The sequence below is a fragment of the Bacillus sp. FSL W7-1582 genome (assembly GCF_038593325.1).
GTDB lineage: Bacteria > Bacillota > Bacilli > Bacillales > Bacillaceae > Bacillus > Bacillus altitudinis.
In genome coordinates, this window is the sequence record NZ_CP151987.1 from 3,310,521 (window position 1) to 3,336,275 (window position 25,755).

Sequence of the window (25,755 nt, forward strand, 5' to 3'; positions counted from 1 at the left end):
CTCCTATTCTGTAATACGCTGATGATGAGTATAGATATTAAAAGATTCTCCTCTTACGAATCCAACTGTTGTTATATTTAATTCTTCTGCCATTTTAAGTGCTAACTCAGTAGGAGCTGATTTTGATATGACGATTGATACTCCTAATTTTGCTGCCTTCAACAGAACTTCAGATGATATCCGGCCGCTAAATACAAGAATTTTATCTCTCAGTGGGATTTTATGAAGTAAACAATATCCATAGATTTTATCCAACGCATTATGCCGTCCGATATCCGTCCTAGTGATGAATAGCTTTTCTGTATCACACAGTCCAGCATTATGGACACCACCAGTATGTTGAAATAACTGACTTTCCTCCTGTAAACATTTCATTAAATAAATACAAGTTTCAGCAGAAATACTGATTCGGTCAATGGCTGTTTTTGCTGTCTTCACGTCTTGGAGAAAATAAAAATGCCTTCCTTTCCCACAGCAAGATCCGATCACTCGTTTTGTAAAATCTGAGGATTGGAAATGAGTTGTGTGATGTAAGTCAACATATGCAAAACCCATACTTTCATCTATTGTAAACCTTTTAATCTCTTTTTCAAATCGAATGACTCCTTCTGAAGCTAAAAAACCGATCACCAATTCTTTCAAATGATCCGGTGAACAAACGAGTGTGACAAACTCTTCACCATTCACCAGCACGGTTAAAGGGAATTCTTCTACAACTTCATCTGTTTTACATGTCATTTGACCTTTGCGATATTGGTGTATGCGTCGTTTCGTTTTAACAGAAGGATTCATGATCTGATCTTCCTTTCAACACAAATTTAGTTATATGAACCAGACGAATTGTGATATTATTTTAAAAAGTCATAAAAATGTAACATATTTCTATCTTATCAAACTTTTTGTTTGCTTTATATGGAGGGAACACAATGAATAAAACAAAAAATCGTTGGCTGATCGCTACAAGTGCTGTGGGGATTCATTTATCTATCGGATCTGTTTATGCATGGAGTGTTTTTACGAATCCTTTACATCAAACCTTTCAATGGTCATTAACAGAAATAAGCCTGACATTTAGCATCGCTATTTTATTTTTAGGTTTATCGGCTGCCTTTATGGGGCATTTCGTTGAAAAGTATGGGCCGAGGGCATCAGGGCTCTTCTCAGCTATTTTCTTCGGCATTGGGATGACTGGATCAGGGTTTGCTGTCCACATGTCTTCATTACCTCTCCTCTATTTATTTTATGGTGTACTCGCTGGAATCGGATTAGGTGTAGGCTATATTGCTCCAGTATCAACATTAGTCAAATGGTTTCCAGATCGAAGAGGACTCGCAACGGGTTTAGCCATTATGGGTTTTGGGTTTGCTTCTCTGATTTGCAGTCCCATTATTCAATTTCTCATTGTAAAAGTTGATATTGCAAACACCTTCTATATTCTCGGAATCTCTTATTTTATCATCATGGTCGTTTCATCTCTTTATTTATCACCACCAACACCTGATGATGTCAAACAATTTAACGTGCTAAAAACAAGCCAAAGGAAAATTCCTCAAGATTTATCACAGCTCACCGCAAATGAAGCCATTAAAACACGGCGCTTTTATTATTTGTGGATCATGCTCTTTATCAATATCACATGCGGAATTGCTATTATTTCTGTAGCATCACCACTTGCTCAAGAAAGTGTTGGTTTCACGGCCGGTGCAGCAGCTACTCTTGTTGGAATTTTAGGTGCTTTTAATGGGCTAGGACGGATCGGATGGGCATCCTTCTCTGATTATATCGGAAGGCCAAATACGTATACGATTTTCTTTACTATACAGCTCATTGCTTTTCCCTTACTTCCCTACTTAAAAGAACCGCTCATCTTTTCAATCGTGATGGCAATCATTTATACGTGCTACGGAGGAGGGTTTGCTTCAATTCCAGCCTATATCGGAGATTTATTTGGTACGAAGCAGCTAGGTGCCATACACGGTTATATTCTCACCGCTTGGGCCGCTGCTGGTTTAGCAGGACCTTTATTTTCCTCCTTTATTCGTGACATTACAGGCAATTACACACAAAGTCTCATGGTCTTCTCTGGCCTATTTTTCATTGCGTTTATCATATCTCTTCTCATTCGGAAGGATATTAAACAACTTCGTGAATCAAATCTTACTGCTCCTTCTTCTGTCACGGTCCGCTCTTAAGATGAATTTGACAGAATGACAATCTACAGGTAATTTTTAGATATGAAAACGCTTTACAAAGTGATAGGAGGGTGACGATATCATGGGAAAAACAAAACACAAGGGGCCTATTAAACTCAACAAAAAACCCTCACCAAAGCTATGGGCCTCTTTTGCTCCTATGGGGCTTGGAAAAGTAAAACCGAAACACATTCGAGACACACTGAAAGTGGCATGGGAGAACAAAGATAACCTCCCCTATGCGTACCGTATATTGACTCAGGGCGTTTGTGACGGCTGCGCTCTTGGTGTATCAGGTTTATACGATCAAACACTAGCAGGACCCCATATATGCACAACAAGACTGAATGTGCTACGGCTTAACACAATGCCAGCTATTGATCCAAAATGGTTCGAAGATATTGAGCGGCTCAAACAAATGGATAGCACGTCTCTTCGAAAACTTGGGCGTATTCCTTATCCCCTGATTCGAAAAAAAGGTGAGAATGCCTTTACACGCATTTCTTGGGATGGTGCATTAGATCAAATCGCCGCTAAAATCAAATCGATTGATAAACGTCAGCTTGCTTTCTATTTAACAGCTAGAGGGATTACGAATGAAGTGTACTATACTGCGGCGAAAGCTGCGCGATATATTGGAACAAATCATATCGATAATGCTTCTCGTATTTGCCATTCACCAAGCAAAACCGCTCTTAAACGCTCCCTTGGTATAGGTGCATCCAGCTGTAATTACAGTGATTGGATTGGAACAGATGTATTGATTTTTTGGGGCTCTGTTGCAGCAAACAACCAGCCGGTTTCCACTAAATATATGTACGCCGCTAAAAAGAAAGGAACCAAGATCATTGTCATCAATCCATATAAAGAGCCTGCAATGGAAAAATATTGGGTCCCTTCTATCCCAGAAAGTGCTTTATTCGGCACAAAAATAGCGGATGATTTTTATCAAGTCAATATAGGCGGCGATATTGCGTTTATGAATGGTGTCATCAAACATTGGTTTGATATGGAGGAGCAAGCGCCCCATTCCGCTCTTGACCATGAATTTATCCAAGCGCATACAACCGGCATAAAAGATGTAAAGCAGCATGTCACTCAGTTAAAATGGTCGGATCTCGAAGCATCGTCAGGATTATCTAAAGAAAGAATGAAGGAATTCGCTGTACTGCTTGCCAATGCCAATTCAGGGGTGTTTATTTGGAGTATGGGTCTCACTCAGCATCGCTTTGCCACTGATAATATATCACAAGTCGCAAACCTTGCCATGTTACGCGGATTTATTGGCAGAAAACATTGTGGCGTTATGCCGATTCGTGGCCATAGCGGTGTCCAAGGTTCAGGCGAAATGGGTGCTGATCCATTCGTATTGCCCGGCAGTGATTTTGATGAAGAGAATATTAAAAGAATCGAGAAGATATGGGGATTTGATATTCCAAAATGGCATGGTGACACGATTGGGCAATCATTTGAAAAAATGGCTCTTCCAAAAGAACACCCGCAAAAGCTGAAGATGCTGTTTACTAGCGGTGGAAACTTTTTAGAAACAATGCCAAATCCTGAAGCGATTGAAAAAGCACTATCCGAGCTTGAACTCCGTGTCCATCAAGATATTATTTTGAACACCTCTACACTGGTAGAAGCAGAAGAGACTGTGATTGTTCTGCCTGCAATGACAAGATATGAACAGCCAGGCGGCGGTACATCAACCAGTACGGAACGCATGGTGTATTTCAGTCCGGAAATTGAAGGGCCACGCATTGAAGAAGCCAGAGCTGAATGGGACATTTATATTGACCTAGCAAAAAGGGTTCGTCCAGAAGATGCGAAGCTGATTCATTTTGACCATGCTGAAGACATTCGTCGTGAGATTGCCATCGCAAATCGGAACTATGATGGGATCCAGCATTTGCGTCATAAAGGGGATGTCTTTCAATGGGGTGGCGCATGGCTTTGCGAAGATGGGGTGTGTCCAACACCGGATGGAAAAGGACACCTGCTCCCAGCACAGCTGCCCCAATATCGAAAAACTGAGGGGCATTTCAATATCACGACAAGACGAGGCAAGCAATTCAACTCTATGATTTACAGTGAAAAGGATGCCTTTAATGGTGGAAAGCGGCATTCTATCTTGATGAATGAAGAAGATGCGAAAGAGCTTTACGTCCAAGAAGGCGATCCTGTTGTCCTTTTCAATCAATATGGATCCTACCAAGGAGTTGCTCAATTCGGAGAGCTGAAACGTGGAAATATCGCAGTTTATTGGCCTGAAGGAAACGTGTTAATACCAAAAGGAGTTTACGAAAGCTATTCCCAGATTCCAGAATACAATACCACCGCAATATTAGAAAAAGCCGAAACCTTTCATGCAAGAAAAGATCAGCACTACGTGGAGAAAAGGATTGATGAATTAGAAACGACTTTAAATTGATCCTTTATGAAAAAACAGCTGGGGGTTTCTCCCCAGCTGTCTATTCACATCTTATTGACCAAAAGAGTTCGCTTCTTTTTGAAGAATATGATTTAATTCTTCTGCATTTGCTGCTGGTTGATATTGTCCACCACCAGCTTTGGCAACAGATTTTAGACTTTTTGCTTCTTTTTCATTTACATCGAAGCCAATGATATTGACGATTGTGTCAATACCTTCTTCATGTAATTGCTTCGCTGCTTGTGATGGGCTTCCGCCACATGTTTCCTCACCATCGCTGACAACATATACAATATTTTTTCCTTCAGCTTGGTGATCTTCAAAATCTTGTTTCGTATCAGTTAATGCTTTGGCAAGTGGTGTCCAGCCTGTTGGACCATACACATTCAGCGCTTGTTGAAAGGCTGCTTGCTCATATGTTCCAAATCCATAAACTGCTTCGGAACTTGCACAAGAAACGGCTTTTCCTGCATTTTTATTCGTTCCTTCATGACCAAAAACACGAAGCAAGACTTGTGTATCTTCTGATAAAATACTTACGAAACTTTGGATCGAGCGTTTTGCGATATCAATTTTCTTTTCGCCTTCAACTGATTGTGCCATGCTTCCGCTTAAATCAAGTAAAATCACCACGTGAGCAGGCTCCTTTTTCGTTACAGCATGAGCTGGTGAAGAAAGAAGCAGAACAAGACTCGCTAAAATGGTTAATATAATATTTCTTTTCATTAAAAAATCTCCCTTTTTTTCATTTGTACAGAAAAAGAGAAACGAAAGCATCAATCAATCGTTTCCCTTTTCTTCAGCAAGTTATTCGTGTAGTTTTAATGATTCTGCTGTAAGGATAGAACCCATTTCTTTCCCAGTGCTTGCTTGGTAGTAATGACCTTTACCAGCTTTAGCTACTTGCATCAATTGACCTTCATAGCCATCGTTAAAGTCTAATCCAATCACATTGACTACAGTAGATCCCTTTGAGTTATGAAGCTCTTTCGCTACTTTCACTGGATCTCCACCACAAGTTTCTTCACCATCAGTAATTAAGTACACAATGTGTTTTGTTCCTTTATGAAGCTGCTTATCTGCTTGCTTTGCACTTTCAAGAGCACGTGCAATCGGTGTCCAGCCATTTGGTCCAAGACCGTTTAGAGAGTTTTCGAAACTATCCTTTTCATAAGGCTGAACGCCATAAACGCCTCTAATGACTTCACATGATTGAGCTTTACCTGAGTTTTTGTTGTTTCCTTCAGACCCAAACAAACTCATACGGATTTTAGCATCTTTCGGAAGAGACTGAGCAAATTTAAATACCTCTTGTTTTGCTAAATCGAATTTGCGCTCTCCATCCACTTTTCTTGCCATACTTCCACTTGCATCAAGTAAGATGGTCACTCTTACATCTTTCTTATGTTTTTTGGCTGATGCTGCTTCTGCAAATACTGGTGAAGAGATTGACATTGATAATGTCAATACAGCTAAGGTTACGAGTGTAAATACTTTTTTCAACATGCTTTTCCTTCCTCCTTATGTATTTGATTGAAACATCTTAATCGTAAAATATTCTGTCTTGGAATGGTATAGGACTCGATCCCTTTTTCTCTTTCATCAAAATCACTAAAATTCTGTCAGATGTCTAGATATATTCACCTAAAGACTCTTTTGTCACCCTCGTTTTCTCATTCTTTCGAGGGGCTTTGTATCGGCCATCGGTTCTTGTCGGGATGTAAATGTTTAAGATTTCCTGAGGTGCGTCTTAAGTCGCAATTTGTCACATTCTGTTCAAACCTCTTCACACATAAAAAAAGATGCCCCCATTTTGAGGCACCTTTGCTTTTATTTCTTAGCCATATATGTGTTCAGAAAGCGATCAGCTGATTCAATTTTTATCCCTTGATAATAATGTTTCACGATCGCCTCTACTTTTTTACCTGACTGTGCCATATAATGTGCACCATACTGACTCATGCCCACACCATGGCCATACCCTTTTGTCGTAATCACGATTTGCTGACCCTTTCGTTCCCATGTAAAGTCCGCAGAGTGCAATCCTAGTGATTCGCGAATGTCTCTACCCGACAATGTTTTTCCGTTAATGACGGCTTTGGCTACTTGATTGCCTGGTGTACGTTCTACAATTTCTCCCACCTGCTGCTGGCCAAGGGTCACACCCAGTTTTTGCTGAAATTCGCTCACTGTGATGGTTTTCTTGTTTTGGAATTTGGGTGATTTTTCGTCCCATTTACTTGAGACGCTTTTCAAATAAGGGATTTCATTTTTCCAATAAGCTTCTGCATTTTCGGTTTTCCCATTACTTGTTGAAAAGAAGGAAGCATCAATTGGTTTTTCGTCATACGTCAGTACTTTCCCTTGTGTACTGGCGACAGCTTCTGTGACCTTTTTTAATTTCCAATTGTACGCTTTTCCCCAAATTTTCTTCAGTTCCTGTTTATTTTTGTACACTTGGAACATTTGAGTGTCATCTACAAGAGAACCTTGTGGAGATTTGACGGTTTTATCAATGATCATTTGTCTGACGATATACGTTCTAGCGGCGAGTGCCTGTGCCTTGAGCGCCTCAATTTCAAAATCGGCTGGCATTTCAGAAGCGACGACACCGATCACATACTCTTCTAAGGGGATGTTTTCTACCTGCTGATGCGCTGAACGGTAGACGGGAATGGAGACGGGTGATTGTTTCAATTTGACTGAACCTTTCACTTCTTTTTTAACTGATGGTTCTGCTGCTACGTGTTGGCTGGCTGCTGGTTTTCCTTGGAACGTTGGCAACACGAGTAAGGTTGGAATCATTAAAATGATGATGCAAATTCCTGCGATTGTCCATATCATTGGTTTCATATTGGCTGCCCCCATTTGTCATTGAATCTCTTTTATCCTATGGGCAAGGACAAGCTAATATGACAGCTTCTTTCATTCATTGGACAAGTCTTTTGCTGATATGTTTGTGCTCTTCTTCATTTGATTTACTGTTCGTCTTTATGAATAAAATTTAAAACGATTGGATACACTAATGATAAGCTTTTGAAAATGCAACCAGTCTATGATTCTAAAAAAAATCAGCATGCCCAAATGGACACACTGATTTCTTTTATGATTATGCGTTTAGATCTGATACAACTTGTTCTTGTGTCACATCTGCTGATTCATCATTTACTCTTTCAATGTCTGCACCGATTGCTGCTAGTTTTTGGTGGAAGTTCACATATCCACGGTCAATATGCTTCAATTCAGTGACACGTGTATGACCTTCTGCCACTAATCCAGCAAGTACAAGTGCTGCTCCTGCTCTTAAATCAGTCGCTGCCACTTCAGCACCTTGAAGTTGAACAGGTCCATTGATTATCACAGAGCGACCCTCAATTTTAATATCGCCATTCATGCGGCGGAATTCTTCAGCATGCATAAAACGATTTTCAAACACAGTTTCTGTGATCATGCTTGTTCCGTTCGCACGAAGCAATAGCGCCATCATCTGAGATTGCATATCCGTTGGGAAACCAGGATGCGGCATTGTTTTTAGATCGATTGGCTTGAGCTCAGATGGTCCAATGACTCTTAAACCTTCTTCTTCTTCAATGATCTGAATACCCATTTCTTCCATTTTCGCCACAAGTGAAGTCATGTGCTCAGGCACAGCGCCTTTTACAAGAACATTTCCTTCAGTAATGGCTGCTGCCACCATAAACGTACCAGCTTCAATTCGGTCAGGGATGATGTTGTGTTTTGCACCGTGAAGTGTTTCTACACCTTCGATTTTGATTGTACCAGTTCCAGCACCGCGAACCTTACCGCCCATGGCATTGATATAGTTTGCCAAATCAACAATTTCAGGTTCTTTTGCTACGTTTTCTAAAATCGTCGTTCCTTCAGCCAATGCTGCTGCCATGATGATGTTTTCAGTTGCCCCTACACTTGGGAAATCCAAATAGATTTTTGCACCTTTTAAACGGCCATTTACTTCAGCCTCGATGAAACCATTACCTACTTGAATTTTAGCTCCCATTGCTTCAAAGCCTTTTAAATGCTGATCAATTGGTCTTGAACCAATCGCACAACCACCAGGTAATGCAACTCTTGCATGACCTGTTCTAGCTAAAAGTGGTCCCATGACGAGCACAGATGCTCTCATTTTACGGACATACTCAAACGGAGCCTCAGTTTCTAGTGCATGAGATGCATCTACTGATACTTCGTTATTTTCAAAATGTACTTCTGCTCCTAAATGACGTAACACTTCATTGATTGTATATACATCGGAGAGCGTAGGTACATCACAAATTACGCTTTTTTCTGTACTTGCTAACAAAGATGCAGCGATAACTGGTAAAACGGCATTTTTTGCGCCTTCTACTTTAACTGTGCCGTTTAACTTTTGACCGCCGCGGACGATGATTTTTTCCAAGGTCTTCCCCTCCGCGTCCCAAATTCTCTATATTAATATTCAGTCGTTACGATTGGTGTGCCAACCGTAATCGTATGATTTTCGTTCATTTCCGAACTTCTGATGGCAATTTGAACATTCATTTTATCATTTGAAGTCATAATGAACTGTTCCCACTTCTCTGTGTAAGCGGAAAGCGACACAAAATTAGACTCAACGAGATACTCAACTGGTTTTGCTTGAAATTCATTTGCTATCATTTCAGCTTTTTTTTGCAAAACAACATCCATCATACCATTTACATGACCATCGAGACAAGTAAAAATCACAAATTTTTCTTGTAATATGCTTTTTGCATGACGTACGAACTGATCATATGTATGCTCCCAGGTATTCAGTGGGCGAGCACCTTTTTGCTCATATAATAAATACGACTTTTGGTTTGATTTTGTGTCGGTCTTCACGAGTAAAATTTTCGATAATGTATCATTTTTTTCATCTTTGTAAATTCCTGTGACTTTGGTGACATGTTTCTCTTTTTTTTCGGTCCACTCATACTGTCGTAGTTCGTCTTTCAAACGTTTCACTTTTTTTGAAAATTGTTCGGATGAAATGTTTATATTTGTTTTGGCATGAAGCGTCCATCCACTTACTTCGATTTGCTGGTTTTTCATACCTTCTGCTATTTGGGCGAGCGTCGATGTTTCTTCTGCCCGAACACCTTGAATCATCAGAACAAAAAAAAGAATAAATGCAAATAATGGCCAACCTTTTAAATACTTTCTCACTTGTCATTCCCCCTTGCTACAAGTGTTGCCGCAAGGAGATCAATGCATACGTGGAAAAGTCATCAAAGGCCATATTTTTGACACTTCTTTTTACGTTCCCGCAGAAGGCAGTGACCAAACCTTTTATGTTAAAACATATAAGGGATTTGTCTGGAGAAATTTAAATAATCAAGGAAGAAATTGCTGACTGCCGATGCAATAGCAATCGTGAGCAGCATCATGAGCAATCTAGCTTGAATAATTTTTCCTTTTTTAATCAGTGGATCGATATTCACCGCAAGCAATGCCCACCACGTAATGGCGATAAAAAATAGGTGGATCACAATACTGACAATTGCTTGTTGTCCTACGTCTTCCATACACTTGAATCCTCCTTTTATTGATTTCTGTAAAGGAAAACTCCCTTTCATTATATCCTCCAAAATCGGAAAGATGAATCATTTGGAAAAAAGAGCTACATTTAGAGTGAATCCCCTCTTATTCTGATGCGAAGGAGATGATATACTGCGGTGGAAGGAGCTGATCATATTTGAAAGATTCTTTTCCTGACTTTGTTGATTTGTACGGAGAACTGGTTCCCTCATTTGAACATGAATGGGAAGCCATTGCTTTCTACTTTGATTATAGACAGACACAGCTAGAAGAATTAGCACAATTGTGTCATTTTCATAACATTTCTTTGGATTACTCAGAGGAAAGCCTTTATCAGTTAGAGTCATTATACTTCGATGCCTTCCGTCAGCAGCTTTTTGCTGAGTGGAAAATGCCTATTGATGCATTGGAAGCGATGTTGAGTGTGTACATGGGAGAGGTTGTCATCAAGCATCATTCAGATGCTGATTGGGTCGTGCGGCCTTATATGGACTCTTCGCATCAATATACCCTTGGCTTGCGCCGAAACAATAAAACGTGGCATAGTACGCATTTTTGCGAGCATTTATATCTTGAAAAGCAAGCATCTCATCCGTATGTGTCGATGTATCAGTCTCTCATGTCATCCTAAAAAAAATCCTTCTTATCGCAATGATAAGAAGGATTTTCTGTTTTATTTCCCTGCTACATTTAAACGGTTTAATGCCCGTTTTAATGCGAGTTCCGCCCTGCGTACATCACTTTCATTCGGGTGGTTCAAATGCTCTTCAGCACGCTGTTTCGCTGACTTTGCACGATCGACATCAACTTTGTCTGATGTTTCAGCAGCCTGAGCAAGAATGGTTACTTTTTCGGGGCGAACTTCAACAAATCCACCGCTTACTGCAACCAATTCAGTTGATCCACTATGTTTTAAGCGAACTGCACCGATTTTTAGCGGAGCAACCATTGGAACGTGGCCAGCTAAAATTCCAAGCTCACCGCTTTCTGCTCTTACACTGACCATTTCCACATCCGCTTCATACACTGGGCCGTCGGGAGTAACGATATTGACTTGAACGGTCTTCATGCTTTTACCCTCCTAAGGACCAGATTAGGCCTCTACACCCATCTCTTTGGCTTTTTCAACCACTTCTTCAATGCGACCGACTAAGCGGAATGCATCTTCTGGAAGGTGATCGTATTTACCAGATAAGATTTCCTTGAAGCCTTTAACAGTTTCTTGCAATGGCACATAAGAACCTTTTTGGCCAGTAAACTGTTCTGCTACGTGGAAGTTTTGAGATAGGAAGAATTGAACACGACGAGCTCTGTGTACCACAAGCTTATCGTCCTCAGATAATTCATCCATACCTAAAATGGCAATGATATCTTGCAATTCTTTATAACGTTGCAATGTTTGCTGAACTTCACGCGCGATCGCATAATGCTCTTCGCCAACAATCTCAGGTGCAAGGGCACGAGATGTTGAAGCAAGTGGATCTACCGCTGGGTAAATCCCCATCTCTGTCAACTTACGCTCAAGGTTTGTCGTTGCATCAAGGTGAGCGAACGTTGTAGCTGGAGCTGGATCTGTATAGTCATCCGCAGGTACATAGATCGCTTGAATCGATGTAACCGATCCTACGTTTGTAGACGTGATACGCTCTTGAAGCTGACCCATTTCTGTTGCAAGAGTTGGCTGATAACCTACCGCTGAAGGCATACGTCCAAGAAGGGCTGATACTTCAGAACCTGCTTGTGTAAAACGATAGATGTTATCGATGAAGAACAATACGTCTTGACCTTGTTCATCACGGAAATGCTCTGCCATTGTCAAACCAGTTAGAGCTACACGCATACGTGCACCTGGTGGCTCGTTCATTTGGCCGAAGACCATCGCTGTTTTTTCGATAACGCCAGAATCTTTCATTTCGTAGTAAAGGTCATTTCCTTCACGTGTACGCTCTCCAACACCAGCGAATACAGAAATACCGCCGTGTTCTTGTGCGATGTTGTTGATCAATTCTTGAATCAGAACGGTTTTACCAACACCGGCTCCACCGAATAGACCGATCTTTCCACCTTTGATGTAAGGAGCAAGAAGGTCAACAACTTTGATACCTGTTTCAAGAATTTCAACTTCTGTAGAAAGTTGATCAAAAGAAGGCGCTTGTCTGTGGATTGGGTCTCTTTGCGCTTCCACACCAAGTGGCTCATCTAAGTCAATGTTATCTCCCAGTACGTTGAATACACGTCCAAGTGTTACGTTACCAACTGGTACTGAAATTGGTTTTCCAAGGTCTACAGCTTCCATACCGCGCTTCACACCGTCTGTTGATGCCATTGCGATGGTTCTCACTGTATCATCACCTAAATGTAGTGCTACTTCTAAAGTTAAGTCGATATCAACTTCACTTTCGCTTTCCGCTTTATGCGAAACTTTGATCGCATTATAAATCTCAGGCAAGTGACCGTCTTCAAAACGAACGTCTACGACTGGTCCCATGATCTGACTGATGCGTCCTGTTTTCATTGCATTCCCTCCTGACAATTATTTCTATTCTAAGGCAGCTGCTCCGCCGACAATTTCTGTAATCTCTTGTGTAATCGCTGCTTGACGAGCACGGTTGTAAGAGAGTGTCAGGCTGTCGATCAATTCTTTTGCGTTGTCTGTTGCACTCTTCATTGCTGTCATCCTTGCAGCATGTTCACTTGCTTTGCTGTCAAGAAGCGCACCGAAAATCAAACTCTCTGCATATTGAGGAAGGAGAACTTCAAGAATTTCTTCTTCAGAAGGCTCAAACTCATAAGATGCGGAACGTTTATTTGGTGTCGCTGCGGCCGAAAGGTCCGTTAGCGGCAATAATTTTTTCTCTGTTACTTCTTGTGAAATGGCACTGACGAAATGGTTATAGAACATGTAAAGCTCATCAAACGCTTCATCAGAGAACATTTGCACTGTACTGCTTGCTAATTCTTTAATATCAGCAAACGCTACTTCGTCTCCAAGCCCTGTTACTTCAGAAATAACTGGAATACCACGCTTTTTGAAGAAGTCGCGTCCGATTTTACCAATCACAATCACCGCATATTCATCAGCAGATTGATGACGAGATTGAATGGCTTGGTAAGCGGCACGTAAAATCGAGCTGTTAAAAGGTCCTGCAAGTCCTCGATCAGATGTAATGACGAGATACCCTGTTTTCTTAACAGGTCTTGAAAGAAGCATTGGGTGCTTAGCACTTGTTCCAGTTGCGATTGCCGCAACGACTTCTTGGATTTTCTCCATGTATGGAACAAAGGACTTCGCATTATTTTCAGCACGATTCAGTTTCGCAGCTGATACCATTTGCATCGCTTTTGTGATCTGACTCGATTTTTTTGTTGACGTGATCCTTGACTTAATATCGCGTAATGAGGCCAAAGATTTCACCACCTTTTTTCAGGAATCCGTGTTCATTTACGTGAAAAGAGAGAAAAAGAGAATCTTTTTCTCTCGGAAAGATTACTAATTAGTTGCTTGGTGCAAACGTACGTTTAAAGCCTTCGATCGCTGTTTTCCACTCTTCATCAGCAGGCATGTTTCCTGTTTGAGAGATTGTGTCAAACAAGTCTTTATGGTTTTCTTCAATGTACATGAATAACTCAGCTTCAAAGCGTTTGACATCAGCAATCGCTACATCATCTAAGTATCCTCTTGTCAGTGCATAAAGAATCGCTACTTGTTTTTCAACTTTCAGCGGTTTGTTCAAGTCTTGTTTTAAGACCTCAACTGTTCTAGCACCACGGTTTAATTTGGCTTGAGTCGCTTGGTCTAGATCAGATCCAAACTGAGCGAATGCTTCAAGCTCACGATAAGAAGCAAGATCCAGACGAAGTGTACCTGCTACCTTTTTCATCGCTTTGATTTGTGCAGAACCACCTACACGAGATACAGACAATCCTGCGTTTACCGCTGGACGTACGCCTGAGAAGAAGAGATCAGATTGTAAGAAGATCTGTCCATCTGTGATTGAGATAACGTTTGTTGGGATATATGCAGAGATATCACCAGCTTGCGTTTCTACGAAAGGCAATGCTGTGATAGAACCGCCACCCTTTTCATCACTAAGCTTCGCTGCACGCTCTAATAAACGAGAGTGAAGATAGAAAACATCACCAGGGAATGCTTCACGGCCTGGAGGACGACGAAGCAATAATGAAAGCTCACGGTAAGCTGCCGCTTGTTTAGAAAGGTCATCATACACAACAAGCACATGCTTGCCGTTATACATGAATTCCTCACCCATCGTTACACCTGCATAAGGAGCAAGGTAAAGAAGTGGAGCTGGCTGTGATGCAGAAGCTGTGACAACGATTGTGTAGTCAAGCGCACCATGCTTACGAAGTGTTTCAACAACACCACGAACAGTTGATTCTTTTTGTCCGATCGCTACATAGATACAGATCATGTCTTGATCTTTTTGGTTAAGGATCGTATCGATTGCAACAGATGTTTTACCTGTTTGACGATCCCCAATGATCAATTCACGCTGTCCGCGTCCGATTGGAATCAAGGCATCAATTGCTTTAATTCCCGTTTGAAGCGGCTCATGTACCGATTTACGATCCATAACGCCTGGTGCTTCACTTTCGATTGGACGTGTTTTGCTTGTTAAAATTGGACCTAGTCCATCAACAGGCTGACCAAGTGGGTTCACAATACGTCCGATTAACTCTTCTCCTACTGGAACCTCCATGATACGACCTGTACGTTTTACGTCGTCACCTTCACGGATATCTTTGTAAGGTCCTAAGATTACGATACCTACGTTAGACTCCTCAAGGTTTTGAGCCATACCCATTACACCGTTAGAGAACTCAACAAGCTCTCCTGCCATAATGTTGTCAAGGCCATGTACACGCGCGATACCGTCCCCTACTTGAATGACTGTACCGACATCTTTTACTTCAATTTCAGATTGATAGTTTTGGATTTGCTGCTTTATCAGCGCGCTAATCTCTTCAGCTTTGATACTCACTAAGGTTTCACCCCTTCTAACGATTTTCGCCTGCAAGCTGACGTTCAATGCGGGAAAGCTTTCCGCTGACACTGCCGTCATAAATGCGGTTTCCGATACGGATTTTCACTCCGCCTATTAGATCCTTGTCAATCACGTTTTCAACACGCAGTGATGTGACTCCGGCTTTTTTGGCAAATACTTCAGATAAAGATTGAATTTCAGCTCCGCTGAGCGGTTTAACTGAATACACGATCGCATCGTCTATTTGTTTCGTACGGTTTGCAAGTTTCACAAACTCAGACGCCATTTCAGGAAAAATATTCGTGCGCCCGCGGTCAATCAGTAAATACATTGTGTGCAAAACATATGTCGAAACACCTTTGAAAGCTTCTGCAATCAGATGTTTCTTTTTGTCTGCCGTAATCTTCGGATGAACAAGAAAGTCATTTAATTCTTGGTCAGCCTTCAGAACTTTTTTGATCTCATTCAGCTCTTTTTCAGTTTCGTCTACTGCCGAAGAAGCAAGAACGATGTCAAAAAGAGCAGAAGCGTAACGCTTAGAGACAATAGTCACGCTCATCGGCTTTCGCCTGCCTCTTTAAGATACTCTTGAATCAATTTCTCTTGTGCCTGCTCATCAAGTTCTTTTTCAATCACTTTAGAAGCAATTAATACAGATAGTGATGCAACTTGCTCACGCAGTGCAGCCACAGCTTGTTCTTTTTCTTTCACGATTTCAGTTCTAGCAGACTCTTTCAAGCGCTCTGATTCTTGACGCGCTGCTTGAATGATATCTTCTTTTTGTTTCTCACCAATCTTTTTCGCATTTTCGATGAGTGTATGTGATTCTTCGCGTGCTTCTTTTAATAAGACACGTTGTTCTTCAAGAAGCTTTTCAGCTTGAACGTGCTTTTCTTCAGCACTTGAAATTTCATTTCCTATATAATCTTCACGCTGTTTCATAATCCCTAATAAAGGCTTAAGCGCAAATTTCTTTAAAAGTGCAAGCAGGATGAGCATAGCGATCAGCTGGAATATGATATCTCCGGTGTTTAGACCTGCTCCTAAAACTACTGGTAACTGAGACATTTAGTACGGCAACTCCCTTCTTTAAATAATATGTTAAGAAACAAAACATAAAGGAATGGCGAAGTTTCGAACTAATCTGATCTTCGCCATTAAAATTCATATTAGAACGCTTCTCACATATTAACCAAAGAATGCCAAGAATGCGATAACGACAGCGATAATTGGAAGTGCCTCAACTAAAGCTACCCCGATGAACATAAGAGTTCTTAGTTCTCTACCAGCTTCTGGCTGACGAGCGATTCCTTCAACTGTTTTAGATACGATTAGACCGTTACCAATACCTGCTCCTAGTGCTCCTAAACCGATTGCAATTGCTGCTGCTATTAAATTCATTAAAAAGCTCCTCCTTTAAAATAACGTCCTTTTTGGACTCTCAATTTTTTAGTGTTCGTCGCTGACTTTATGGGAGATATACACCATTGTCAGCATGGTGAAGATAAATGCCTGGATGGTTCCGACAAACAAACTGAATGCCTGCCATACAATCATCGGCACGATGGCACCTAATGTACCAATGATACCTAGTGCAAGGTTTTGCGAATAGAAATTAGTCGCAAGTCCTGCAAGTAAACCAAGAAGAATCTCTCCAGCGAAAATATTTCCATAAAGACGCAAACCAAGTGTTAATGTGTTTGCAAATTCTTCAATAATTTTCAGCGGTACTAAAAGTGGGATTGGTCTAAAGTAGTCTTTTGTATATTCCTTGACTCCTTTTGCTTTAACACCATAGTAGTGTGTCAATCCCATGACCATAACCGCTAGTGTCATTGTGATTGCAGGATCAGCAGTTGGTGATTTCCACCATAAGTTGTGATCGACCGTAATCGAGAATGGCAGTCCAAGCATGTTTGAAACAAATATGTACATGAGTAATGTAACGCCAAGCGCTAGAAATGGGGCTCCTGTTTTCATGTCCATCGAACTACCTATGATATTTCGAACAAAATCAACAATCCATTCCATGAAGTTCTGCGCCTTTGTCGGACGAATAGCCAGAACACGAGTAGTCAGCACCGCTATGAGAAGAACGATGATACTAGCAATCGTAATCATGAGAACATTGGATAAGTTGAACGTTAACCCTAAAAATTCTGTAGTTTTTGAACTGTGACCCAAAGAGTATTCACCTCTCTTCCATAGTAGAACGTTTAAGTTGAATGAAGGAATCTATCATAATGACAGGATATATTGTCATTAATCCTATAACAACACCTGCCAGATGAACTTCGTTAGGGTAACGCCAAGCAATCGCTACTGCGAGAATTGCGTTGGCCCACCTGGCTGTACTTCCCATTGAACGAATAGATTTTCCTTTTTTAACTGCTCGATCAAAAGCATGCATTCTCCGAATAAGCAGGAATAAATTAAAGAAAGCAAAAATTGTGCCGATAATGAAACCAAGAAACAGTGGTTTAAAACCAGGCATGGCATAGCCAAACACAAAAATTGCCAATAAATAGAACATATATTTACTCTGTCTGCGGAAAATGACGTTTGGATCGTTCATTCATCTGACTCCCGATGAAAAATATTGTAAAAAAGGTGATAAATGGTGATGAAAACTGCGTAGAAGACGCTTATGATAAGCCGTCCTATTTGAAAAAAATCAATCACCCATCGGTCTAATTGTGCAATCAGACTTGAAATCTTTAGATCTATGGGATTCTGCTTCATTCGCTGATACAAACCCTGATTATTAAAGGGTTCACAATGAGGATTAGTAGAGTGCTATAGGCTATGAAAACCTTACCATAATACCCTCGTTTAGCATACAATAGCGTCTATGATGTGTCAATCCGTTGAAAGTTAAAAAACTTTTCTATAATGAGAGAGCACACAAAATGTTCACAATTTCATCAAACTTTAGGAGAGTTGTGACATTCATTCAAAAAAACTGCTAATGTTCAGTATACATTGATTTTTCTAAGAACGATATCAACCGTTTGTCATATTTTTCAAAAAAAGCCCACATGCACGTTTGCATGTGGGCTTTTCATAATCATTCTTATTTTGTTCCATACATACGGTCACCAGCATCACCAAGACCTGGGATGATGTAACCTTTTTCGTTTAACTTCTCATCTAATGCTGCAATGTAGATATCAACATCTGGATGATGCTTTTGCATTTCTTCTACACCTTCTGGCGCAGCAATCAGACACATGAAGCGGATGTTTTTCGCACCGCGTTTTTTCAAGCTGTTTAATGCTTCTACTGCTGATCCGCCCGTTGCAAGCATTGGGTCTACTACGATAAATTCACGCTCTTCCACATCAGATGGAAGCTTCACATAATATTCAACAGGCTTTAATGTCTTCGGATCACGGTATAAACCGACATGTCCCACTTTGGCAGCTGGAATGAGTTTCAAAATCCCGTCTACCATTCCAAGACCTGCTCTTAAAATCGGCACAACTCCGAGTTTTTTACCTGAGATCACGTTTGATTTAGCGACTTGTACAGGTGTTTCTACATCTACCTCTTCAAGCGGTAAGTCTCTTGTGATTTCAAATGCCATTAATGTTGCGACTTCATCCACTAGCTCTCTAAATTCTTTTGTTCCTGTATGAACGTCACGAATATATGTAAGTTTGTGCTGAATAAGCGGGTGATCAAATACATAAACCTTTGCCATTGCTTGCTACAACTCCTTTTCTGTCATCTTCCGGTGAACTTTGCACACTTCCTACAATTCTACATAAAAAGACATCATCTTTCAATATGATTCGCAAATCCTACAAAAAAAACCCACATGCCAAAAATAGGCAAATGGGTCTGCATCTTAATAATCTAATTCTTGATATAGAGGGAAACGAGCTGTCAGATCAGATACACGCTTTTTCGCCTCTTCTAATTTCGCTTCATCTTCATGATGTTTCAGAGCAAGCGCAATAATGGAACCGACTTCTTTCATCGCTTCTTGATCGAAGCCACGGCTTGTCACTGCTGCTGTACCTACACGTACACCACTTGTAACAAATGGTTTCTCTGGATCATATGGAATTGCATTTTTGTTCACCGTGATACCAATTTCATCAAGAACGTTTTCTGCAATTTTTCCTGTAATGCCAAGAGAGCGCAAGTCGATGAGAACAAGATGGTTATCTGTTCCACCAGATACAAGCTGAATATCCTCAGATAAAAGTGTTTCAGCTAGTTGTTTTGCGTTATCAATCACGTTTTGTGCATATGTTTTGAAATCTCCGTTCAATACTTCACCGAAAGAAACAGCTTTTGCAGAGATCACATGCATGAGTGGTCCACCTTGAATACCAGGGAAGATCGATTTGTCGATCTTTTTACCAAACTCTTCACGGCATAGAATCATTCCGCCGCGAGGTCCGCGCAATGTTTTGTGAGTTGTCGTTGTCACAAAATCAGCGTAAGGAACTGGATTTGGATGAAGACCTGCTGCAACAAGACCCGCGATGTGAGCCATGTCCACCATAAAGTAAGCACCGACTTCATCGGCAATTTCACGGAACTTTTTGAAATCAATTTGACGTGGGTAAGCACTTGCCCCCGCTACGATTAGTTTCGGCTTATGCTCACGTGCTTTTTCAAGTACATCTTGGTAGTCGATATGTTGTGTTTCTTTATCTACACCGTATTCTACAAAGTTGTACTGTACGCCGCTAAAGTTTACAGGGCTTCCATGTGTTAAATGCCCGCCATGTGATAAGTTCATGCCTAGCACTGTATCGCCATGCTCAAGGATTGTAAAGTATACGGCCATATTCGCTTGAGCTCCTGAGTGAGGCTGTACGTTCACATACTCAGCGCCAAAAATTTCTTTTGCGCGGTCACGTGCGATATCTTCTACAACGTCTACATGTTCACAGCCGCCATAGTAGCGTTTACCAGGGTAACCTTCTGCATATTTGTTTGTTAAGACAGAGCCCTGTGCTTCCATGACTGCTTCGCTTACGAAGTTTTCTGATGCAATTAATTCGATTTTGTCCTGCTGGCGTTTCCGCTCTAGTTGAATTGCTTTGAATACTTGTGCGTCTTGCTCAGGTAAATGTTTCATCAGCGAAATCCTCTCCAATCTATTTCCATTCGATGTTTTCACCATCTCATTGTACACGGTTTTTGAGTAAAATGTAAAAGTTTTTTTGGAAAATCGACTTCTTTTTTATGAAAACCCGAATATTCAAAGGGTGAAGCGTCTTCATCATTCAACATTATATTAGAAATATATCCGAACTATGATCTTGTATAAACGGCTCGTTCTCCGCCAATCAGCTTTGGACGAGTTTTTGCAAACGTCACATGTGCTTGTCCTAATTGATGACGGCTGAGACGGACCGGTACGGCTACCCGCTTTAAGTGCATGCCGATGAATGTATCACCGATATCAATCCCTGCATGTGCTGAAATGGATTCAACCAGCACAGGGTGTTCCATTTGCTGATACGCATGCGCCGCCATAGAACCACCCGCCTGACGGACAGGTACAGCCGCTACAATTTCTAAGTTAAGCCGGTACGCCACCTCTTCTTCCACAACGAGGGCACGATTCAAATGCTCGCAGCATTGGAAGGCCAATTCAATTCCTGTCTCGCGTCTCAGTTGATCGAGCTCTTGATAAATAGCTTCAGCAATTTGCTCACTTCCCGCTGTCCCAATGTGCTCGCCAGCCACTTCTGATGTACTGCAGCCAATTACTAAAATGTGGCCGGCTCGCAGTTCAACTGTTTGATGAAACTCTTTTAACATCTCAAGCCAATCTTGACTAATGTTCATGTTAAGCGCTCCTTACAGGTGCTTTTCTTCGTAATCAGCGATTTTACCAATCCGCACAGCATGACGTCCTGCAGTAAAATCCGTTGTCAGCCAAATGTGAGCAATCTCTCTTGCCAATCCTGGTCCAATGACTCGTTCTCCCATCGCAAGAACATTTGTATCGTTATGTTCTCTCGTCGCCTTTGCACTGAATGTATCATGCGCCAGTGCACAGCGGATGCCTTTCACTTTGTTTGCTGAAATGCTCATACCGATACCTGTCCCGCAAATCAAAATGCCTCGATCGACTTCCCCGTTTGCCACCATATTGGCTACAGGAAAAGCATAGTCAGGGTAGTCTACAGAACCTGATCCACATTCACAACCCATATCAATGTATTCAATCTTTAATTCATCCATTAGTTGTTTGATTTCTTCACGAATATTCGTTCCGCCGTGATCGGATGCAATGGCTACTTTCATCGGGCAATTCCTCCTAAGGGTGAGTTAATCTGTCATGTCTTACATTCATTCTTTATTTACAGTTATATTTTAACCTCTACCTAGTCATTTGCAAACAAAAGCAGAAAAACCGTTTGCGCAACGGTTTTACAGGTTGTCCATTTATGAGGATTTGTGATCCTGTTTAAGCTTTTTAGCAAGTTGATACAATAGCGTTTCTAGTTCATCTCGTGTCTCCTGATAAATGGAGAGACTCCCTCCAAATGGATCCGACACGTCACCTTCTGATCCTGTCGCAAATTCTTTTAGAGTGAAGACCTTGTCTTTCACATGAGCATATTGCTCCACAATCAACTGCTTATGCTGAATCGTCATGGTGAAGACATAATCTGCTTCATGAAGAAGTTCTTCTGTTAGTTTAGACGACGAGTGATTCAGTGGAATGCTTTTCTCAAATAATGCTTCGACTGCTTGAGGAGAAGCCTTCCCTGCATCAGAGGCGAAGATGCCCGCTGATTTTACAGTGACCTGTAAGCCTTTTTCATCTGCAATGGAGGAAAAAAGGGCTTGAGCCATCGGACTTCTGCAAGTATTTCCCGTACAAACAAATAAGATATTCATCTTTCGACCTCCTTTTCTTCTATTATATAGCATTTCATTCTACATGTTATGTAAGGAGACTGGCTAGAGCGGAAATAATAATTTGATTCCAAAGGCTAGTAAAATCAATCCGCCAAGCGCCCCGCTGTATGAACCTACCCATGACCGAACCTGTTTACCGAGTAATAATCCAAGCCACGTGAGCATCATACTAAAGAAGCCAAACAATAAAATGGTCATCAACACCCGAGAACCGTAAATCCCCAGGCTTAAGCCAACGGAAAAACTATCTAAACTCACACTTGTTGCAAAAAGAACGAGACCGGCCCCAACAGGTGCGATAAATGGCTTATCTTCTTTTCGGATAGAAGCGATGATCATTTGCAGACCCAGCACCAAAAGCAGCGCCCCGCCTATATAGGTTGCTAGGAGCCCAAGCCAGCCAGATAAAAGCTGACCTGTTAGCATGCCAAAAAGCGGCATAAACATATGAAATATCCCAATGACAAGTCCAATATAAAGGATCTGGCGGAATCTCAGCTGAATCATCCCCATGCCGAGTCCAACCGAAAAGGCATCCATTCCAAGTGCAAAAGCCATGATACTGAGTGTCAGCAATTCGCCAGCTAGTTCATTCATGTAAATCCCCCTTGGACACGCATTCTCCTTTAACCTATGTTTGTCCAAGAGAGGTTAGAACTATTTGAATGAAGAGAGAGTGCGCCCTCCTGCCGCTTTTTGCAGACGGTTCATGATCGCAGAACCAACTCCCTGCTCTGAGAAGGCTTCTGAAATGATCAAGTCTACATCCGTTTCATCAAATTGTCTCAGCACACGATATAAGTTTGCCGCAACCGTTTCAGGCTTTTCTCTCCATCCACAGCTAAAGATAACATCTGCCGCAAACCATTCCTTCTTTTCTTCTGTTGTCAGCACACCTACTTTTAGCCCTTCAGCTCGGTACTTCTGAATGTGCAGCTGCATGTCTTCATCACTTCCATGAAATATATACATTTGTGCTTCAGGTGCATAATGTGTGTATTTCATTCCCGGCGATACTGGTGCCTCATCCTTTTTCGTCAGCCCTGGATCCATGTTGACCGTTCCTACGACCTCTTCTAACGCTTCTTTTGTAATACCGCCCGGCCTTAAGATCACTGGAATCTCGTCTATACAGGATACAACCGTTGACTCCACGCCAATACCTGTTGAACCACCATCGACAATGCCAGCAATTTTCCCATCAAGATCACTCGCGACATGATCCGCAAGTGTCGGCGACGGTTTTCCCGAACGGTTGGCACTAGGCGCGGCAATTGGCAGACCAGCTGCTCGGATGAGTTCAAGCGCAACAGGATGATCAGGCATTCTTACGCCTACTGTCGTTAAACCTGCCGTCACCTGCTTTGATAATGTGCCCGGCTTACAAGGTAGAACAATGGTGAGAGCGCCTGGCCAAAAGGCATCCATCAGCGCTGTTACTTTTTCATTTTCTATTTGCGCAAATTCATGAAGCTGTTGAACATCCGCAATGTGAACAATCAACGGATTATCACTTGGGCGTCCTTTCGCTTCATAAATTTTCTTCACAGCCTCTGTCTCTTTTGCATTTGCCCCTAGTCCATAAACCGTTTCTGTCGGAAAAGCGACCACTTCATTCTGCCGCAACAACAGAGCTGCTTGTTCAATTTGTGGATAGTATGTGGATAAATCCTTTTTTAAATCCACAGACCACCTTTTTGTATTTAACATCATACAAACTCCTTTTAAAAAAGATAAAACTGTTGATATATCTCAATTATCCTTTTGAAAGTATAAAAGATGATGCTAAATAAAACAAGCGTTGTCCACAATTTGTGGATAACGCTTGTTTTACAGTGGATAAGTATGTGAATAAGTCCGGTGTTATGTGATTAACTCGCTGTTTTTTGCAGCACAACCGCCTGCTCTTTTCCCAACGACTCTTTTGCATGCGCAGATACCCACACACTTTCTGGGATTTCCTCTATAGGCGTAAAGCCCATCAGCGCTAAAAAATCATGTGAAGAGGAGTGATTGGCTACAACATAAAAGGTGTCCACACCTTGCTTTTCCCCTAGCGTTTGAACACTTTGGAATAGAGAAACGATATGCCCCTGACCAAGTTTATCTGATATCACAAGTGATCTTAGCAATCCTTCTTGTTCATTTAGTCGTTCAAGACCTAAACAGCCTGCAAGCTCACCGTCTGCATCTTCCATGACCACAAATGACGTACGCTCTGCAATCGTCACCCCGCCTTTTGCTTGGCCTTTTTCAAGAAAAGCATTAATGGCCGGGGCATCTTCTTCTGTCGCTATTCTTAATTGATAATACATGCTTTCACCTCTTTTTGTTCTCTTACTTCAACTCTATGAGGCAAAAACAGATTTAGACCTTTTTTAAGAGAAAAGACTAGAGACCCATTCGAACAGAAAGAATTTCACTTCACCCGTCTCTTCTTCTTTTACCACTTCATTGACAGATTCATTTGATGGCTCTGCGGCTACCTGCTCTTTATCATCTCCTTCTGGTGAGGCGATCGCTTCTCCGTTTGAAAAATCGATAAAGCAGAGCGGTGGGAATAACACACACCACCAATTGGCTCCGTCTCCTTCCCCTAACGTAATCAAAATGGCTTCATATTTCCCAGCAGGATAAACAAAGTTGCCATATAGCTTTGTTGGAAATGAGGCTTTTTGAAAGCTGACCGATACGGATTGATCAATGTGTTGTTCCTTTAATTTTGCTTTGGCAATACGATTGATGTCTGGAAGCTTTGAACGAATCACACGTCTAGCTTCTTCAATGGATGTGAGGTCTTTCACCCACTCCGTTATATTGGCATTGACCTCATCTCGAATACTTCGTTTCACATCTTGATCTGCCGACTGGTCACTGTTGGCTAAAATGCGTAAACGAATAGCTTCATCTGGAATCACAACAGGCTGATTAGCAGAAGCAGCCGCCGTCTCCTCTTTTCCAAGGTTTGCAAAAGCACCACATAATAATAGAAACATATATAGACAAATCATCATTTTACTTTTGAACATGATGTGTTCCCCCCACTTTTTCTCTTTGCTACAAACATTGTGTCCAGGAAACGCATCTCGTAAACAGCAAAAATGATTTTTTTAATAGATTATGAGTAAAAAACAACTACATGAGGTGAGCGAATCAATGTTTTTTCTGCATGCAAAAAAGCCACTCAACAACTTATGAACGGCTTTTTAGTGAGGATTGGTAATCGGAAGGGTACAGTCTCCCATCCCAATCTCGGCTGATTTTTAATCCCGAATCTGTTTTGATCACTGTCATTGCACCTTTTTTCTCAATTTCCTTTTTGACCTTTCCTTTATGGTCAATAAATTGAATGATCATTTCATAGTCAAATTCAATCCTGTCATCGCTTTCATCTGAAGGTGTAAACGTAATTTTTTTCAGTTTAATTTGACAATCTTGATCTTTTGCTGCTTCTAATACACTTGGAAACATGCTGTCTTGTGTATATTCTTGATATTCATGCTCGGTTAAATAATCCTTCAACTTCTCCTTCATGTCAGATAGGTCATCCGTCCGATTCACTGTGTATTGTGCTTTTTTATAGTTTTCCCCAAATGCTGCTGCTTCTTTTTTAAAGCTCGGTTTACCGCAAGCACTCACAATCAATAGTACACTGACGATGACCAACACCATC

Annotated in this window: 29 protein-coding genes; 3 read left to right on the plus strand and 26 right to left on the minus strand. The window is 41.3% G+C overall.

Features of this window, described 5'->3' with window-relative positions; all coding sequences use genetic code 11:
• Positions 1 to 3: 3 nt before the first annotated feature.
• The gene (fdhD, locus tag NSQ11_RS17075; protein ID WP_048002964.1) at positions 4 to 792 is read right to left on the minus strand and encodes a formate dehydrogenase accessory sulfurtransferase FdhD; all 789 of its coding nucleotides are present in this window, start codon (positions 790 to 792) and stop codon (positions 4 to 6) included.
• Between the two features lie 134 nt (positions 793 to 926).
• Here fdhD and NSQ11_RS17080 point away from each other — a divergent pair, with 134 nt between their 5' ends.
• Both NSQ11_RS17080 and NSQ11_RS17085 read left to right on the plus strand, forming a co-directional pair.
• Positions 927 to 2,192, plus strand: coding sequence for an OFA family MFS transporter (locus NSQ11_RS17080; protein WP_057078941.1), 1,266 nt, complete (start codon positions 927 to 929; stop codon positions 2,190 to 2,192).
• A gap of 82 nt (positions 2,193 to 2,274) precedes the next feature.
• Positions 2,275 to 4,623, plus strand: coding sequence for an FdhF/YdeP family oxidoreductase (locus tag NSQ11_RS17085; RefSeq protein ID WP_156060528.1), 2,349 nt, complete (start codon positions 2,275 to 2,277; stop codon positions 4,621 to 4,623).
• 51 nt (positions 4,624 to 4,674) lie between these two features.
• Here the strand turns inward: NSQ11_RS17085 and NSQ11_RS17090 are convergent, their stop codons facing one another.
• From NSQ11_RS17090 to NSQ11_RS17115, 6 genes are all read right to left on the minus strand, one after another.
• Complete coding sequence (locus NSQ11_RS17090; protein WP_148639067.1) at positions 4,675 to 5,349, minus strand: VWA domain-containing protein; 675 nt, start codon at positions 5,347 to 5,349, stop codon at positions 4,675 to 4,677.
• 81 nt (positions 5,350 to 5,430) lie between these two features.
• A complete protein-coding gene (locus NSQ11_RS17095) occupies positions 5,431 to 6,129 on the minus strand; it encodes a VWA domain-containing protein (RefSeq protein ID WP_080934067.1) in 699 nt (232 codons plus the stop codon).
• Positions 6,130 to 6,453: 324 nt separating this feature from the next.
• Positions 6,454 to 7,476 (minus strand): stage II sporulation protein D, encoded by a 1,023-nt coding sequence (gene spoIID / locus NSQ11_RS17100; protein ID WP_008343381.1) that lies wholly within the window; start codon positions 7,474 to 7,476, stop codon positions 6,454 to 6,456.
• Positions 7,477 to 7,732: 256 nt separating this feature from the next.
• Positions 7,733 to 9,040 (minus strand): UDP-N-acetylglucosamine 1-carboxyvinyltransferase, encoded by a 1,308-nt coding sequence (murA, locus tag NSQ11_RS17105; protein WP_007497616.1) that lies wholly within the window; start codon positions 9,038 to 9,040, stop codon positions 7,733 to 7,735.
• A gap of 32 nt (positions 9,041 to 9,072) precedes the next feature.
• The gene (locus NSQ11_RS17110) at positions 9,073 to 9,807 is read right to left on the minus strand and encodes a YwmB family TATA-box binding protein (RefSeq protein WP_048001103.1); all 735 of its coding nucleotides are present in this window, start codon (positions 9,805 to 9,807) and stop codon (positions 9,073 to 9,075) included.
• Between the two features lie 128 nt (positions 9,808 to 9,935).
• A complete protein-coding gene (locus NSQ11_RS17115) occupies positions 9,936 to 10,166 on the minus strand; it encodes a DUF1146 family protein (RefSeq protein ID WP_008343389.1) in 231 nt (76 codons plus the stop codon).
• Positions 10,167 to 10,336: 170 nt separating this feature from the next.
• Here NSQ11_RS17115 and NSQ11_RS17120 point away from each other — a divergent pair, with 170 nt between their 5' ends.
• Positions 10,337 to 10,810 (plus strand): hypothetical protein, encoded by a 474-nt coding sequence (locus NSQ11_RS17120; protein WP_019743250.1) that lies wholly within the window; start codon positions 10,337 to 10,339, stop codon positions 10,808 to 10,810.
• 42 nt (positions 10,811 to 10,852) lie between these two features.
• Here NSQ11_RS17120 and NSQ11_RS17125 read toward each other — a convergent pair whose 3' ends face one another.
• The 19 genes from NSQ11_RS17125 to NSQ11_RS17215 all read right to left on the minus strand — a co-directional run bounded on the left by NSQ11_RS17125 (position 10,853) and on the right by NSQ11_RS17215 (position 25,754).
• The gene (locus NSQ11_RS17125) at positions 10,853 to 11,248 is read right to left on the minus strand and encodes a F0F1 ATP synthase subunit epsilon (protein WP_008343393.1); all 396 of its coding nucleotides are present in this window, start codon (positions 11,246 to 11,248) and stop codon (positions 10,853 to 10,855) included.
• Positions 11,249 to 11,272: 24 nt separating this feature from the next.
• Positions 11,273 to 12,694 (minus strand): F0F1 ATP synthase subunit beta, encoded by a 1,422-nt coding sequence (atpD, locus tag NSQ11_RS17130; protein WP_008343395.1) that lies wholly within the window; start codon positions 12,692 to 12,694, stop codon positions 11,273 to 11,275.
• Between the two features lie 24 nt (positions 12,695 to 12,718).
• A complete protein-coding gene (locus NSQ11_RS17135) occupies positions 12,719 to 13,585 on the minus strand; it encodes a F0F1 ATP synthase subunit gamma (protein WP_007497628.1) in 867 nt (288 codons plus the stop codon).
• 88 nt (positions 13,586 to 13,673) lie between these two features.
• Positions 13,674 to 15,182, minus strand: a complete 1,509-nt coding sequence (gene atpA / locus NSQ11_RS17140) for a F0F1 ATP synthase subunit alpha (protein ID WP_035389793.1) — start codon at positions 15,180 to 15,182, stop codon at positions 13,674 to 13,676.
• 16 nt (positions 15,183 to 15,198) lie between these two features.
• Positions 15,199 to 15,744, minus strand: coding sequence for a F0F1 ATP synthase subunit delta (locus tag NSQ11_RS17145; protein ID WP_007497632.1), 546 nt, complete (start codon positions 15,742 to 15,744; stop codon positions 15,199 to 15,201).
• Positions 15,741 to 16,253, minus strand: coding sequence for a F0F1 ATP synthase subunit B (gene atpF, locus NSQ11_RS17150; RefSeq protein ID WP_007497634.1), 513 nt, complete (start codon positions 16,251 to 16,253; stop codon positions 15,741 to 15,743). Before atpF ends, NSQ11_RS17145 begins: the two co-directional genes overlap by 4 nt.
• 120 nt (positions 16,254 to 16,373) lie before the next feature.
• Complete coding sequence (atpE, locus tag NSQ11_RS17155) at positions 16,374 to 16,586, minus strand: F0F1 ATP synthase subunit C (RefSeq protein WP_003214968.1); 213 nt, start codon at positions 16,584 to 16,586, stop codon at positions 16,374 to 16,376.
• A gap of 48 nt (positions 16,587 to 16,634) precedes the next feature.
• The gene (gene atpB / locus NSQ11_RS17160) at positions 16,635 to 17,369 is read right to left on the minus strand and encodes a F0F1 ATP synthase subunit A (protein WP_007497637.1); all 735 of its coding nucleotides are present in this window, start codon (positions 17,367 to 17,369) and stop codon (positions 16,635 to 16,637) included.
• A 7-nt stretch (positions 17,370 to 17,376) separates the two neighbouring features.
• Complete coding sequence (locus tag NSQ11_RS17165) at positions 17,377 to 17,760, minus strand: ATP synthase subunit I (protein ID WP_007497639.1); 384 nt, start codon at positions 17,758 to 17,760, stop codon at positions 17,377 to 17,379.
• Positions 17,761 to 18,258: 498 nt separating this feature from the next.
• Entirely contained in the window at positions 18,259 to 18,888 is a 630-nt protein-coding gene (upp, locus tag NSQ11_RS17170) for a uracil phosphoribosyltransferase (RefSeq protein ID WP_003214553.1), read from the minus strand.
• A 147-nt stretch (positions 18,889 to 19,035) separates the two neighbouring features.
• Complete coding sequence (gene glyA, locus NSQ11_RS17175) at positions 19,036 to 20,283, minus strand: serine hydroxymethyltransferase (protein ID WP_024718755.1); 1,248 nt, start codon at positions 20,281 to 20,283, stop codon at positions 19,036 to 19,038.
• Between the two features lie 176 nt (positions 20,284 to 20,459).
• Positions 20,460 to 20,999 carry a TIGR01440 family protein gene (locus NSQ11_RS17180; RefSeq protein WP_136944605.1) on the minus strand — a complete coding sequence of 180 codons (540 nt, stop codon included), beginning with the start codon at positions 20,997 to 20,999 and terminating at the stop codon, positions 20,460 to 20,462.
• Positions 21,000 to 21,011: 12 nt separating this feature from the next.
• Positions 21,012 to 21,461: a ribose 5-phosphate isomerase B gene (gene rpiB / locus NSQ11_RS17185; RefSeq protein WP_025208132.1), complete on the minus strand. Its 450-nt coding sequence runs from the start codon at positions 21,459 to 21,461 to the stop codon at positions 21,012 to 21,014.
• A gap of 141 nt (positions 21,462 to 21,602) precedes the next feature.
• Complete coding sequence (locus NSQ11_RS17190; RefSeq protein ID WP_017360042.1) at positions 21,603 to 22,061, minus strand: low molecular weight protein arginine phosphatase; 459 nt, start codon at positions 22,059 to 22,061, stop codon at positions 21,603 to 21,605.
• Positions 22,062 to 22,124: 63 nt separating this feature from the next.
• Positions 22,125 to 22,679 carry a manganese efflux pump MntP family protein gene (locus tag NSQ11_RS17195; protein WP_025208133.1) on the minus strand — a complete coding sequence of 185 codons (555 nt, stop codon included), beginning with the start codon at positions 22,677 to 22,679 and terminating at the stop codon, positions 22,125 to 22,127.
• Positions 22,680 to 22,739: 60 nt separating this feature from the next.
• Positions 22,740 to 23,792 carry an L-threonylcarbamoyladenylate synthase gene (locus tag NSQ11_RS17200; RefSeq protein WP_081105462.1) on the minus strand — a complete coding sequence of 351 codons (1,053 nt, stop codon included), beginning with the start codon at positions 23,790 to 23,792 and terminating at the stop codon, positions 22,740 to 22,742.
• A gap of 161 nt (positions 23,793 to 23,953) precedes the next feature.
• The gene (locus NSQ11_RS17205; protein ID WP_007497650.1) at positions 23,954 to 24,397 is read right to left on the minus strand and encodes a general stress acyl- n-acyltransferase; all 444 of its coding nucleotides are present in this window, start codon (positions 24,395 to 24,397) and stop codon (positions 23,954 to 23,956) included.
• Positions 24,398 to 24,460: 63 nt separating this feature from the next.
• Positions 24,461 to 25,111: a stage II sporulation protein R gene (gene spoIIR / locus NSQ11_RS17210; RefSeq protein WP_017360045.1), complete on the minus strand. Its 651-nt coding sequence runs from the start codon at positions 25,109 to 25,111 to the stop codon at positions 24,461 to 24,463.
• 163 nt (positions 25,112 to 25,274) lie between these two features.
• Positions 25,275 to 25,754 carry a hypothetical protein gene (locus NSQ11_RS17215; protein WP_017360046.1) on the minus strand — a complete coding sequence of 160 codons (480 nt, stop codon included), beginning with the start codon at positions 25,752 to 25,754 and terminating at the stop codon, positions 25,275 to 25,277.
• Between the last annotated feature and the right edge of the window lies 1 nt (position 25,755).

Coding starts and splice junctions, on each gene's coding strand:
- fdhD (WP_048002964.1), bottom strand. CDS start 792: ATGAATCCTTCTGTTAAAACGAAACGACGCATACACCAATATCGCAAA.
- NSQ11_RS17080 (WP_057078941.1), top strand. CDS start 927: ATGAATAAAACAAAAAATCGTTGGCTGATCGCTACAAGTGCTGTGGGG.
- NSQ11_RS17085 (WP_156060528.1), top strand. CDS start 2,275: ATGGGAAAAACAAAACACAAGGGGCCTATTAAACTCAACAAAAAACCC.
- NSQ11_RS17090 (WP_148639067.1), bottom strand. CDS start 5,349: ATGAAAAGAAATATTATATTAACCATTTTAGCGAGTCTTGTTCTGCTT.
- NSQ11_RS17095 (WP_080934067.1), bottom strand. CDS start 6,129: ATGTTGAAAAAAGTATTTACACTCGTAACCTTAGCTGTATTGACATTA.
- spoIID (WP_008343381.1), bottom strand. CDS start 7,476: ATGAAACCAATGATATGGACAATCGCAGGAATTTGCATCATCATTTTA.
- NSQ11_RS17115 (WP_008343389.1), bottom strand. CDS start 10,166: ATGGAAGACGTAGGACAACAAGCAATTGTCAGTATTGTGATCCACCTA.
- NSQ11_RS17125 (WP_008343393.1), bottom strand. CDS start 11,248: ATGAAGACCGTTCAAGTCAATATCGTTACTCCCGACGGCCCAGTGTAT.
- atpD (WP_008343395.1), bottom strand. CDS start 12,694: ATGAAAACAGGACGCATCAGTCAGATCATGGGACCAGTCGTAGACGTT.
- NSQ11_RS17145 (WP_007497632.1), bottom strand. CDS start 15,744: ATGAGCGTGACTATTGTCTCTAAGCGTTACGCTTCTGCTCTTTTTGAC.
- atpF (WP_007497634.1), bottom strand. CDS start 16,253: ATGTCTCAGTTACCAGTAGTTTTAGGAGCAGGTCTAAACACCGGAGAT.
- atpE (WP_003214968.1), bottom strand. CDS start 16,586: ATGAATTTAATAGCAGCAGCAATTGCAATCGGTTTAGGAGCACTAGGA.
- NSQ11_RS17165 (WP_007497639.1), bottom strand. CDS start 17,760: ATGAACGATCCAAACGTCATTTTCCGCAGACAGAGTAAATATATGTTC.
- upp (WP_003214553.1), bottom strand. CDS start 18,888: ATGGCAAAGGTTTATGTATTTGATCACCCGCTTATTCAGCACAAACTT.
- glyA (WP_024718755.1), bottom strand. CDS start 20,283: ATGAAACATTTACCTGAGCAAGACGCACAAGTATTCAAAGCAATTCAA.
- NSQ11_RS17180 (WP_136944605.1), bottom strand. CDS start 20,999: ATGAACATTAGTCAAGATTGGCTTGAGATGTTAAAAGAGTTTCATCAA.
- rpiB (WP_025208132.1), bottom strand. CDS start 21,461: ATGAAAGTAGCCATTGCATCCGATCACGGCGGAACGAATATTCGTGAA.
- NSQ11_RS17190 (WP_017360042.1), bottom strand. CDS start 22,061: ATGAATATCTTATTTGTTTGTACGGGAAATACTTGCAGAAGTCCGATG.
- NSQ11_RS17195 (WP_025208133.1), bottom strand. CDS start 22,679: ATGAATGAACTAGCTGGCGAATTGCTGACACTCAGTATCATGGCTTTT.
- NSQ11_RS17200 (WP_081105462.1), bottom strand. CDS start 23,792: ATGTTAAATACAAAAAGGTGGTCTGTGGATTTAAAAAAGGATTTATCC.
- NSQ11_RS17205 (WP_007497650.1), bottom strand. CDS start 24,397: ATGTATTATCAATTAAGAATAGCGACAGAAGAAGATGCCCCGGCCATT.
- spoIIR (WP_017360045.1), bottom strand. CDS start 25,111: ATGTTCAAAAGTAAAATGATGATTTGTCTATATATGTTTCTATTATTA.
- NSQ11_RS17215 (WP_017360046.1), bottom strand. CDS start 25,754: ATGGTGTTGGTCATCGTCAGTGTACTATTGATTGTGAGTGCTTGCGGT.